An 11931-nucleotide genomic window follows, 5' to 3' on the forward strand; every position below is an offset into this window, starting at 1 on the left:
TCCCGAACTCAGTAGTGAAACAATGCATCGCCGATGGTAGTGTGGGGTCTCCCCATGTGAGAGTAGGTCATCGTCAAGCTTCTACTAGAAACCCCAGATCTCGACAGAGGTCTGGGGTTTCGTCTTTTTGGGCTGGGAAAAGTCTTTGGGGCCCCAGTTCAGGGGAGCGCCTGCCCTTGCCGACGAGCAGCGGTTCAAGAGCTTCGCCGGCAAGGCTAGGCGCCCCCGCAGCTCCTACAAAGGCGCGCCCGACCTGACACGCAACAAACGTAGCTTGGTGTTGAGCTAAGTGATGCCCGGGAAATGTTTGCAAGCGGAAATAATCGGCATAACTGTGCGTAGCTACCGGGGTCTCGTTTAGAATGGTTCGATCCTTTCGAGAATTCCATCCATGCCCGAGTCGGCCGAGCAGCAGTCGTTCGCTGAAGTACCTCTGACGGAGCTGGTCGCATGCCATGAGTGTGACCTGCTGATGCGCAAGCCACACATCAGTGATGGTGAACGTGTGGAATGCTCGCGATGCGGCTACGAGCTATATAACCATCGGCACCAGGTGGTACGCCGGAGCCTGGCGTTGGTGCTGGCGGCGCTTCTGTTGTACGTCCCTGCGAATTTCCTGCCGATCATGCATTTGAATCTGCTGGGGCAAACCACTCAGGATACGGTCTGGAGCGGTGTGCTCGGGCTGTATGACAGCGGTATGCAGAGCATCGCTGTTGTGGTGTTTCTGTGCAGCATGGCAGTACCGCTGCTCAAGCTTCTCTGTCAGTTACTGGTGCTATTGAGCATCAGCCTGAAGCTCGGCCGTGGCTATGGATTGCTGCTGTATCGCATCTATCACCACATGCGTGAATGGGGCATGCTCGAGGTCTATCTGATGGGCATTCTGGTTTCCATCGTCAAATTGGCCGATATTGCCGCGCTTTCTCTGGGTTTCGGGTTGCTCTGTTTCATTGCGCTGCTACTGGTGCAGGTCTGGCTGGAGGTGACTATGTCGCCCAATCAGATCTGGGAAGCCCTGGCGGGGGAGGATGTCAGTGCGCGCCATTGATGCCGGGCTGCTGATCTGCCACGAATGCCATCAACTCAACCGCCACCAGCCTGAGCTGAAGCGACAGTTCTGTTCGCGCTGCGGAGGGCGGATACACCCGCGCCAGCCCAACAGTCTGATGCGTACCTGGGCGCTGCTGCTCACCGCGGCCATTCTCTATATTCCCGCGAACATACTGCCGATCATGACGGTCAATTCCCTCGGCAAGGGCCAGCCGGACACCATCATGTCTGGCGTCATCACTCTGGTCGGTCATGGCATGTTGCCGATTGCGGCGGTGGTGTTTATCGCCAGTATCGTGGTGCCGACCTTCAAGCTGGTCGGCATTGGTCTGCTGCTTTATTCGGTGCAGCGCCATCAGCCGATGTCGGCTCGCCAACGAATTTTGATGTACCGCTTCATCGAATGGATCGGCCGCTGGTCCATGCTGGATATCTTCGTCATCGCCATTCTCGTGGCAGTGGTCAGATTCGGCAGCCTGGCGAGCGTCGAGCCAGGGATGGGAGCGGTGGCTTTCGCCAGTGTGGTGATCCTGACCATGCTGGCAGCGCTGACCTTCGACCCTCGCTTGATTTGGGATAACACGGAATCGGATGACGACCATGAATGATCTGCCCACGGCCAGGACGCGTCCGGCCTCCAACTGGTCTGCGATATGGGTGTTGCCGCTGATCGCGCTGCTGATCGGTGGCTGGCTGGGTTGGCGTGCCTACAGTGAGGCGGGCATCGAGATCCAGGTGGTATTCGCTAGCGGCGAAGGGATCGAGGCGGGCAAGACCGAGGTGGTCTACAAGGGCATGTCGATCGGCAAGGTCACTGGCCTGGCTTTGGATCAGAGCGAGAAGCAGCGTGGTGTGGTCGCCACGCTGGAGATGAGCAAGGACGTCGAGTACCAGCTGCGTTCCGGCACGCGCTTCTGGCTGGTCAAGCCGAGTGTGAGCCTGGCCGGTATCACCGGGCTGGAGACGCTGGTCTCCGGGAACTACATCGCCGTCAGTCCAGGGAACGGCGAGCCGACCTATGATTTCCAGGCGCTGCCTCAGGCGCCGCCCTTATCGGATGAGCAGCCCGGCCTGCACCTGACACTCAAGGCCGAGCGACTTGGCTCGCTGAACCGTGACAGCCCGGTGTTCTACAAGCAGATCCAGGTCGGTCGGGTGAAAAGCTATGAGCTTGCCGATGATCAGACTTCGGTCGATGTGAAGGTATTCATCGAGCCCGCCTATGCCGATCTCGTGCGCAAACATACGCGTTTCTGGAATGCCAGCGGCATCAGCGTCGACGCCAATTTCTCCGGCGTTAAATTCCGCAGCGAATCCCTGGCCAGCATCGTTGCCGGTGGTATCGCCTTCGCCACGCCCGAGCATCGCAAGGACAGTCCGCCTACCGACCCGGGCAAGCCGTTCCGGCTCTACGAGGACTTCGATGCCGCGCAGGCGGGCATCAAGGCGGTGGTCAAGCTGACCGACTTCGAGGGCCTGCAGGCCGGGCGCACGCCTGTCATGTACAAAGGTATCCAGGCGGGAACGTTGAAAGTCCTGAAGGTCGATCCGGATCTGAAAAGTGCCACGGCCGAATTGGCCATGGATCCACTGGCCGAGGATTACCTGGTCGAAGACAGCCAGTTCTGGGTGGTCAAACCGTCGATCTCCCTGGCAGGTATCACCGGTCTGGAAGCGCTGGTCAAAGGCAACTACATCGCCATTCGCCCCGGTGAACTGGGGGGGACGCCGCGTCGTGAATTCGTTGCCCGGGCCAAGGCGCCACCATTGGATCTCGGTGCCGAGGGCCTGCACCTGGTGCTGTTCAGCGACACCCTCGGTTCAGTGGATGTGGGCAGTCCCATCCTCTATCGGCAGATGAAGGTGGGCACGGTGCAGAGCTTTCAGCTGGCAAGGGACAACAAGCAGGTGGTGCTCGGTGTGCACATCGAGCCGGAATACGCCGGGCTGGTGAATCGCACCACGCGCTTCTGGAATGTCAGCGGCATAACCCTCAAGGGCGGCTTGTCCGGTATCGAGGTCAAGAGCGAATCCCTGCAGACCCTGATGGCCGGTGGCATCGCTTTTGAAACCGACGACCTGAAAGCGCCGGCCGAAGCCAAGCGGGTGCAGCGTTTCAACCTGTATGCCGACCGCGATGCGGCGATGCAGCACGGTGATGTACTGAGCATCCGCGTGGCGCGTGGTGACGGTCTGTCTCCCGGCACCGAGATTCGCTTCAAGGGGCTGCCGATCGGCAAGATCGAACGTGTAGAGCTGACCGATGATCTGCAGGCGGTAATGCTGCATGGCCGAATCACCACGGCGGCGCAGCAGGTGTTGCGACCCGGTTCGCGCTTCTGGGTGGTCAAGCCTGAGCTGAGTCTTGCCGGTGCTGCCAACCTCGATACGTTGATCGGTGGTCAGTACATCGAAGTACTGCCGTCGGGGCAAGGCAACGGCCGGCAGAGCGAATTCGTCGCGCTGGAGCAGCCGCCTGAGCAGGTCGCCGAAGAACCTGGCCTGCGCTTGGTGCTGAGTGCCGCGCGACGTGGTTCTTTGAAGGCCGGTGCGCCGGTTACCTACCGGGAAATTCAGGTCGGCAAGGTAACGGGTTACGAGCTGGGCGCCACGGCGGATCGGGTGCTGATTCAGGTGCTTATCGAGCCGCGTTATGCCGGGTTGGTGAAAACCGGCAGCCGTTTCTGGAACAGCTCGGGTTTCGGTATTGATGTTGGCTTGTTCAAGGGCATGACGGTACGTACCGAGTCTCTGGAAACCCTGATCGCTGGCGGCGTTGCCTTTGCCACCCCGGAGGGTGACAGCAACACGGCCAGAGCCGGGCAGACCTTCGCGCTGTTCGATGAGTCGCAACCGCAATGGCTGGAGTGGGCACCCAAGATAAGCCTACCCAGATGATGTGACCGAAAACGAGAAGGGCCGCTAATGCGGCCCTTTTGCGTTGTACAGCGATATCAGGCCGGCTCGGCCGCATCCTGCTCGCTGCTTGCCGGTGCTTCGGCTTGCTCGCGGCGCTTGATGTACTTCCAGTCCGCTTCGTCGATATAGATGCCGTTCGGCCCGCTGCCACCTTCCAGGTCGATGGCCACGGTGGCCGATACCTGGGGTTTTACCGAGGCGAGGATCGGCACGAAGCCCAGTTGCAGGCTGGTTTCGATCAGCGCCTGCTGGTTGCGCTCATCGATGTCCGCCGCCTCGTCGAGGTAGTAGGGCAGGCGTACACGACCGGCCTGATCGCGATCCATCAGGTGCAGCAACAGGTACATGTTGGTCAGCGCCTTGATGGTCATCGTGGTGCCATTGGAAGCGGCGCCATCGATGTCTGTATGGATCACTGGCTGACCGTGCACCTTGGTGATCTCGAAGGCCAGTTCGAACAGATCCTTGAGGCCCAACTGGTTGCCGTTGGCGGCGACCAGGCGCGCCAGGTATTCCTTGGCCTCCTCGTTCTTGGCATCCTGTTCGCTGGACTGACTGAGGTCGAACACCGACAGGGTTTCGCCTTCTTCGTACTGGCCAGCGCTGTGAATGATCTGATCGATATGTCGCAGAGCGTCCTTGTTCGGTGCGAGGACGATGCGGAAGCTCGAGAGGTTGGAAACCTGACGCTTGTTGATCTCGCGATTGAACAGCGCCAACTGGTGTTCGAGGTTGTCGTAGTCGCTGCGGATATTGCGCAATGTCCGTGCAATGTCCGTCACTGCCGCACGGCGTGCCTTGGCCAGGGTCAGTGCTTCGTCCTGGCGGTGGGCGTAGGCGTTGACCAGCAGTTTCAGGCGGCGCTCCATGTCGTCTTCGCTGTCGAACTTGGCGACACCCTTGAGGCGTACCTGGGCGTACAGCGCTTCGATCTGCCCGTCGATGCGCTGCAGACCCTGCCAGGTGTCCTGGTAGTCATTGAGCAACGGCAGCAGGTTGTCCGGCGAGTCGTCGACCGGTTCCATGTACGGCGTGCCGAAGGGCAGGTCGGCGGGCAGCAACTGGCGACGGCGTAGGGCATCTTCCAGCGTGCGTTCCTTTGCCTCCAGGTCGGCGATCTGACGGCCGACCAGTTGCAGCTTGGCGGATAGCTGCTGGACGCGCTCGGTGAAGGCATCACTGGCGCGCTTGAGTTCGTCCTGGGCGGCTTCCAGTTGCGCGAGCTTCTCCAGCTTGCCGTCTTCCTCGGCTGTCAGCGTCTGGCTACGGCGGAAGTCTTCCAGAGCCTTCTGGGCATCGAGCACGGCCTGATACAGCTGCTCGGCCAGGGCCTTGCTGGCGGCGCGGTCGGCAGCGACCGACTGCTGGGTCTTGAGTTGCTTGTATTCGCGGTCGAGGCGATCCTTCTGGTCGCGCAGGGCGGCGCGGTCGGCCAGGGCCTGCAGGGCCGGCGGCTCGATGTGCGACAGGTCGATGTCCAGGCCGGGCACCTGAAAGCGCTCGCCCTTGAAGCCGTCGAGAATGGCTTCCAGGGATTTGACCCACAGGTCGCTATCGTCGAGCTGAATGCCTTTCTCGCCCAGCGGCAGGCTGAACAGCTGGCCGTTGAACAGGCGCATCAGGCGATCGACGTCAGCCTGGGAGAATTCTTCACGCAGGCGCGAATAGCTGTTGTTGTCGGCGTGGTCGAGCTGCTGCTTGACCGACTTGAGGCGTTTTTCCAGATCGCGCAGACGCTCGTCCAGGTCTTCGCTGGAGAATTGTCGGGACTGAGCCAGGGCGCCGGCCAATTCATCGTGGGCGTCCTTGGCGGCAAGCAGCTGGGCTTCCAGCACTTTGACGTCATCGACCAGGGCGAAGCGGTTCTTCAGTACCGCCAGTTCGCCGAGCCAGCGCTGGATCTCGCTGATCTCGCGCTCCATGCGCATCAGTTCCTGGGTGCCGCCACGCTGATCGTTCTGCAGGCCGTCCTGCTCGTTGCGGTAGTGCTCGGCCTGAATCACCAGCTCTTCCTTGCGGGCATCGGCGTAGTCGTGCCAGGTGCCGAGCAGCGAGTCGAGCAGCGGCGACAGGCGATGCAGCTTGCCGCGCAGGTGTTCGCGCTGGGTGACGCCCGAAGCCAGGGCCTCGATCAGCGGGCCGGCGGTGACCAGGGCCTGATAGTCCTGCTCCATGCGGCGCACATCGCGGAAGGCTTCTTCGGTGGCGGCGATGTAGTCGACGCTGCCGGAACGCAGGCTGTGCTCGAAGGCATCGAGGAACAGCTGCTTCAGTTTCGCCGCGGTGATCTCCCTCATATGGAGAAGGTTGATAAACAGCGCGCGGAAGGTCTTCAGGCTCTGCTCGCTGGTCGAACGCAGCGGAATCAGGGTCAGATCCAGCGGAATGCTGGTGTGTCCGCCGACCAGCAGTCGGCGCAGTTCGTCCGGCTTCAGCTCATAGGCGGTGATACCGGCCTGGCCGAGGTTCTTGAACAGCTCGCGCTGACGCAGGCAGGTACCGCCCTGCTGGTAGTGATCCAGATCCAGTTCGCCTGCGTAGGCGAAGAACTGGTGGCCGAAGCCGCCACCCGGCCCGCGCCCGGCCACGCCGATCACGTGTGGGCCGTGGGGCAGGGCGACTTCGACGAGGATGTAGCTGGTGTCGGTGGCGAAGTAGAATTTGCGCGACTGCTCCAGGCTGTACTTGCCGAAGCTCATGTCCGACATGCGTGCCAGGATCGGAAACTGCAAGGCGTTGATCGATGCGGATTTGCCGAGGTTGTTGGCGCCATACACCGACAGCGGGTTCTCCAGCGGGAACAGGCCGAGGCTGTAGCCGGCGGTATTGAGCAGCGCGAAGCGGCGGATGCCGTAGCGTTCCTGGGTCATGCGTCTTGCTCCTGTGCGGCGCGCTCTTCGGCCAGGGCACGTGCCATGGCCTCTTCCTCGGATTCTTCGACGGTATCGTCGAGGGTGATGATCGGGTCACCACTGTCATCGTCGATCAGCACCGGCGCCGGCAACGACAGTTCCGTGCTGTGCAGGCTGGCCGCCAGGTCGCGGTCGTGCTGCACCGACAGGCAGACGTCGAGAAAGCGATGCATCGGTGGCAGAAAACGGTACACGCCGTTGCTGTCCTCGGCGAAACCGAGTTGGGTCAGACGGCGGATGATCTTGTCTTCGAGCTCTTCGTGGGTGGTGACTTCGGCCTGCTGGAACAGGTCGCGGTACTTGTCGAGCAGGGCCGGCAATTCATCGCGGCCGATGCTGCCACCGTCGAGTACCGACAGCGGGTCGCGCCCCTGATCGGCCAGGTGTTCGACCATGATGAAAGTGAACAGCGCCAGACGCTGGGCGGTCTTGTTGACCTGGGCGGCAGCCTGCTCCGGCACGAAGTAGTAGAAGCCGCGCGGGTCGCACACCAGCTCGAAGCCCATCGCCCTGAACAGGGCGCGATACTGATCCTGCATGGTGGAGAGCTGGGCGTAGCATTCGGGCTCGCTGCGCGACAGGTGATAGCCCTTGAACAGTTCGCGGAAGATCGCCGCGAGCTGGGTCATTTCTTTAAGGTCGATGTTCATATGCGATGCTCGTTGGCAGCTGGAGCCCAGGCTGCAGCGGATGATTCGTGGTGGCCGATGGTGGATAAATAGCGCGTTGTCCATGTGCCGCTCTGGGGGTAGGGTGGACGTCGCTTCATCCGTCCACCGCCCGGCGGTCGCCAAGGTGGACAAAAAAGCGTTGGCTGCGCGCCCCGATCCACCCTACGCAGCACTCAGGCATTGGGGCGGCCCACCAGTGCGAAGGAGCTCAGGCTCACCTCGTGTTCGCGGGTCAGGTACTGGCGGCGCTCCAGGCGATCGCGCTGGAAGCGGCTTTCCCGGGACAGGCGCGAGAACCAGTAGAGCAGTTCGTCGGTGGCGCCTTCGGGCTCCTGCTCCAGCAGCCAGACCATCAGATCCGGCAGCGGCAGGGCCTGCTCGCAGCGTTCGATCATTTCCCGCGCGGTCTTCGGCGCACGCGGGCTGTCGCCCTTGCGCTTGCCGCTGGCCTTGGGAAAGTGGTTGGGCTTGGCCTCGAAGCGGGCCAGGGCGTAGACATAGGCCTCGACCTGGGACGCGCTGCCGAGGAAATTGCTCTGCGGCCGAGAGAACAGTGGCATGGCAGCCTGGGGGACGGCATCGATGCCTTTCTTGCGGATCACCGACAGGGCCAGGGCTGCGCCACGCGTCACGGCGTTGTGTCGGCGTGCCTCTTCACGCAGCGGTAGCAGGAGCTCGCGGGCCTTGCGCAGTGTCAGCTGGGCGGTGGTCTGCATTTCCAGGATGCGCGCGTGAGTGCGCAGCAGCAGGTCGTCGTCGACCAGTTGGCCGAGACGTTGCTGTTCGCCGAGCAGTTTGAGCAACACCTGCTCGACGCGGCGCACGCCCTGCTCGAAGGCGCCGTCGGCGGCGACCAGCTGGATCATCGGCTCGACGTATTCATCCCAGGTGGCCAGCACTTCGGCATAACGCTGACGCAGGGGAATCTGCCGGTCGCTGGTCTTGGCCCGTTCGGCCACGCCCATCAGCGCCTGCTCATCGTTGCCGAGTTTCTTCAGAACATCGCGCACACGCATGTCGAGCAGGCGCAACTGGCGGGCCAGATCGTTGCCGTCGCGAATCTCGAAGGCGTCCTGGATATAGCCGGCCAGGCGCTCGAGATGGCGCAGATAGGCTTCGATTTCCAGGCACAGGCCGAGGCGGTGCTCGCGGCGCAGGTAGGCGAGAAAGTCGTGGATCTGCGCGTTCAGCTCGAAGCGGTTGGGGCTCTTGGCCACGGGCACCAGGATGTCCAGGCGGATCCACTGATCGAGCAGGGCGGTCACATCCACGGGGGTGCTTTGCGGCGGCAACTGGGCGGTGAGCTGGTTGCGCAACTCCACCAGGCTCAGGGTGCCGGCATCGAAGCGTTCGCAGAGCGGTTCGAGCAGAGCCCAGTGCTCGGCAAGGGCGCGCAATACGCGTTTGGGGTCGATCATCGCGGGGCTGTCGCTCGATTTCGAAAAAACGCCAATTGTACGGGAAAGCGGCGCCAAGCTCTAAGTGACACGCTGCGCATCACGAGAGCTTGTCACGCGGTCGTCATGGCGGGTGGGCATGCTCTGCGGCGGATCGACCGATCATCGTGTGTCCGGTTCGCGGCCCGAAATATCCGCAAATGGACAAAATATGCTCAATGGACTTTCGATATGCGTCGGTTGTCGGCACAATTCGCGTCCGCTTTTTTCAGGAGGCTGGCGGGCTCCTGTTGGCCGACCTTTATTACGGACTGCGCAATGATCAAAACGCCGTACTACCTCATCGACAAACAGAAGCTGCTGGTCAACATGGAGAAGATCGCCTACGTGCGTGAACACTCCGGTGCCAAGGCGCTGCTGGCGCTCAAGTGCTTCGCCACCTGGTCGGTGTTCGACCTGATGCAGCAGTACATGGACGGCACCACGTCATCCTCGCTCTACGAGCTCAAGCTCGGTCGCCAGAAGTTCGCCGGCGAGACCCACGCCTACAGCGTGGCTTGGGCCGACGACGAGATCGAGGAGATGCTGGAAAACTGCGACAAGATCATCTTCAACTCCATCGGCCAGTTGGAGCGCTTCGCCGAGGCGGCCGCTGGCAAGGTGCGTGGCCTTCGGGTGAACCCGCAGGTGAGCAGTTCGGACTATCTGCTGGCCGACCCGGCGCGCCCGTTCAGTCGCCTGGGCGAGTGGGATCCGGTGAAGATCGAAGCCGTCATCGGGCAGATCTCCGGCTTTATGTTCCACAACAACTGCGAGAACGGCGATTTCAGCCTGTTCGATCAGATGCTCGGTCATATCGAAGAGCGCTTCGGTCACCTGCTGCACAAGGTCGAATGGGTCAGTCTCGGCGGCGGCATTCATTTCACCGGCGAAGGCTATGCGCTGGACGCGTTCTGCGCGCGGCTCAAGGCCTTCTCCGAGAAATACGGCGTGCAGGTCTACCTGGAGCCTGGCGAGGCGGCCATCACCCAGAGCGCATCGCTGGAAGTCACCGTGCTCGACACCCTGTACAACGGCAAGCACCTGGCCGTGGTCGACAGCTCCATCGAAGCGCACATGCTCGATCTGCTGATCTACCGTCTCAATGCCAAGCTGGCGCCCAGCGAAGGCGAACACACCTATATGGTGTGCGGCAAGTCGTGCCTGGCCGGAGACATCTTCGGTGAGTACCAATTCGATCGTCCACTGGCCATTGGCGATCGGTTGTCGTTCGTCGATGCGGCGGGCTACACCATGGTCAAGAAAAACTGGTTCAACGGCCTGAAAATGCCGTCCATCGTAGTGAAACAACTCGACGGTAGCGTCGAGGTGGTTCGTGAGTTTGGTTTTGAAGACTACCTGTCGAGCTTGTCGTAGAGGCGGCAGCTATAAGGCGGAAGCGGACGTAGGGTGGATGACGCTCTTTTCATCCACCATTGCGATCGCAGAGTGGTGGACGGGTGAAGCGTCGTCCACCCTACGTCATGAAGCCCACCAAATCGAATGTCCGCTTGCGCCTTACTCCGGCCATCGATGTCGGGATGGAACAGGCCTGATTCTCGTGAGCCGGTTCTTGATAACGCAGCAACTGTCATAGAAATGCAGTACTCAGGAGGTGAAACAATTGAAGAAGAACGTTCTTATCATTGGTGCAGGAGGTGTCGCCAAGGTGGTGGCCCACAAGTGTGCGCAGCACAACGACGAACTCGGTCGTATTGCCATTGCGTCACGGAACATCTCCAAATGCCAGGCCATCATCGACAGCGTGCATGCCAAGGGCAGCCTGAAACAGGCGGCCGAGATCAAGGCATTCGCGCTTGACGCACTGGATATCGAAGCGACCAGGACGCTGATCCGCGAGACAGAATCGCAGATCGTCATCAACGTCGGTTCCGCCTTCCTCAACATGTCGGTGCTGCGTGCCTGCATCGATACCGGCGCTGCCTACCTGGACACCGCCATTCACGAAGAACCGGGCAAGATCTGCGAAACGCCGCCCTGGTATGGCAACTACGAGTGGAAACACCTCGAGGAATGCCAGCAGAAGAACGTCACCGCCATTCTCGGCGTGGGCTTCGATCCGGGCGTGGTCAATGCCTATGCGGCGCTGGCCCAGCAACAGCATTTCGACCGCATTGATTCGATCGACATTCTCGACGTCAATGCCGGCTCCCACGGCAAGTATTTCGCCACCAATTTCGACCCGGAGATCAATTTCCGCGAGTTCACCGGGCAGGTCTACAGCTGGCAGAACAGCCAGTGGACGACCAACAGCATGTTCGAGGTCAAGCGTACCGATGATCTGCCCGTCGTCGGCGAGCAGAACCTGTACCTGACCGGCCACGATGAAGTGCACTCTATTTCCAAGAACCTGAACGTGCCGAATGTGCGTTTCTGGATGAGTTTCGGCGAGCACTACATCAACGTGTTCACCGTACTGAAGAACCTTGGCCTGCTCTCCGAGCAACCGGTCAGGACTGCCGAAGGCCTCGAGGTCGTGCCGCTGAAAGTGGTCAAGGCCGTGCTGCCCGATCCCGCCTCGCTGGCGCCGGGTTATACCGGCAAGACCTGCATCGGCGATCTGGTCAAAGGCAGCAAGGATGGCCAGCCGCGCGAAGTCTTCATCTACAACGTCGCCGACCACGAAGAAGCCTACGCCGAGACCGACAGTCAGGGCATCTCCTACACCGCGGGCGTACCGCCCGTGGCAGCTGCCCTGCTGGTCGCCCGTGGCGAGTGGGACGTGCAGCGCATGGTCAACGTCGAGGAGCTGCCAGCCGAGCCGTTCCTCAAGGCGCTGGACGTGATGGGCCTGCCGACGCGCATCAAGGATGAGCACGGCGATCGCCCCTGGGATCAGGCGCTTTGAGCCTAGCCCGATGAACGAAAAAAGGATCACCTCGGCGATCCTTTTTCTTTGGGCGCTGGTTTGGACATTGG

8 protein-coding genes and 1 rRNA gene are annotated in these 11931 nt (G+C 61.3%); 6 read left to right on the top strand and 3 right to left on the bottom strand.

Going from position 1 to position 11931, the window contains the following annotated elements:
* The 4 genes from rrf to DNK06_RS21865 form a co-directional block, all read left to right on the top strand.
* Positions 1-79, top strand: a 5S ribosomal RNA gene (gene rrf, locus DNK06_RS25555); the annotation flags it as partial.
* A 312-nt stretch (positions 80-391) separates the two neighbouring features.
* Entirely contained in the window at positions 392-1051 is a 660-nt protein-coding gene (locus tag DNK06_RS21855) for a paraquat-inducible protein A (RefSeq protein WP_131182105.1), read from the top strand.
* Entirely contained in the window at positions 1038-1661 is a 624-nt protein-coding gene (locus tag DNK06_RS21860) for a paraquat-inducible protein A (protein WP_131182106.1), read from the top strand. The genes DNK06_RS21855 and DNK06_RS21860 overlap by 14 nt, the downstream gene beginning before the upstream one ends.
* Positions 1654-3951 carry a PqiB family protein gene (locus DNK06_RS21865; protein ID WP_131182107.1) on the top strand — a complete coding sequence of 766 codons (2298 nt, stop codon included), beginning with the start codon at positions 1654-1656 and terminating at the stop codon, positions 3949-3951. The genes DNK06_RS21860 and DNK06_RS21865 overlap by 8 nt, the downstream gene beginning before the upstream one ends.
* A gap of 56 nt (positions 3952-4007) precedes the next feature.
* On the opposite strand, the gene mksF is transcribed toward DNK06_RS21865, so the two are convergent.
* The 3 genes from mksF to mksB form a co-directional block, all read right to left on the bottom strand.
* Positions 4008-6842 carry an Mks condensin complex protein MksF gene (gene mksF, locus DNK06_RS21870; RefSeq protein ID WP_131182108.1) on the bottom strand — a complete coding sequence of 945 codons (2835 nt, stop codon included), beginning with the start codon at positions 6840-6842 and terminating at the stop codon, positions 4008-4010.
* A complete protein-coding gene (gene mksE, locus DNK06_RS21875; protein ID WP_131182109.1) occupies positions 6839-7534 on the bottom strand; it encodes an Mks condensin complex protein MksE in 696 nt (231 codons plus the stop codon). The genes mksF and mksE overlap by 4 nt, the downstream gene beginning before the upstream one ends.
* 194 nt (positions 7535-7728) lie before the next feature.
* Positions 7729-8973, bottom strand: a complete 1245-nt coding sequence (mksB, locus tag DNK06_RS21880) for an Mks condensin complex protein MksB (protein WP_131182110.1) — start codon at positions 8971-8973, stop codon at positions 7729-7731.
* Between the two features lie 297 nt (positions 8974-9270).
* On the opposite strand from mksB, the gene DNK06_RS21885 reads away from it, so the two are divergent.
* Positions 9271-10368, top strand: coding sequence for a carboxynorspermidine decarboxylase (locus tag DNK06_RS21885; RefSeq protein WP_131182111.1), 1098 nt, complete (start codon positions 9271-9273; stop codon positions 10366-10368).
* Positions 10369-10615: 247 nt separating this feature from the next.
* Positions 10616-11860 carry a saccharopine dehydrogenase family protein gene (locus tag DNK06_RS21890; RefSeq protein WP_131182112.1) on the top strand — a complete coding sequence of 415 codons (1245 nt, stop codon included), beginning with the start codon at positions 10616-10618 and terminating at the stop codon, positions 11858-11860.
* Positions 11861-11931 lie beyond the last annotated feature (71 nt).

This window comes from Phytopseudomonas daroniae, from assembly GCF_004327285.1.
Classification (GTDB): Bacteria; Pseudomonadota; Gammaproteobacteria; order Pseudomonadales; family Pseudomonadaceae; genus Aquipseudomonas; species Aquipseudomonas daroniae.

Excerpts from the sequence above, each read along its gene's own strand:
- mksE (WP_131182109.1), bottom strand. The coding sequence starts at position 7,534 with ATGAACATCGACCTTAAAGAAATGACCCAGCTCGCGGCGATCTTCCGC.
- DNK06_RS21885 (WP_131182111.1), top strand. The coding sequence starts at position 9,271 with ATGATCAAAACGCCGTACTACCTCATCGACAAACAGAAGCTGCTGGTC.
- mksB (WP_131182110.1), bottom strand. The coding sequence starts at position 8,973 with ATGATCGACCCCAAACGCGTATTGCGCGCCCTTGCCGAGCACTGGGCT.
- DNK06_RS21865 (WP_131182107.1), top strand. The coding sequence starts at position 1,654 with ATGAATGATCTGCCCACGGCCAGGACGCGTCCGGCCTCCAACTGGTCT.
- mksF (WP_131182108.1), bottom strand. The coding sequence starts at position 6,842 with ATGACCCAGGAACGCTACGGCATCCGCCGCTTCGCGCTGCTCAATACC.
- DNK06_RS21855 (WP_131182105.1), top strand. The coding sequence starts at position 392 with ATGCCCGAGTCGGCCGAGCAGCAGTCGTTCGCTGAAGTACCTCTGACG.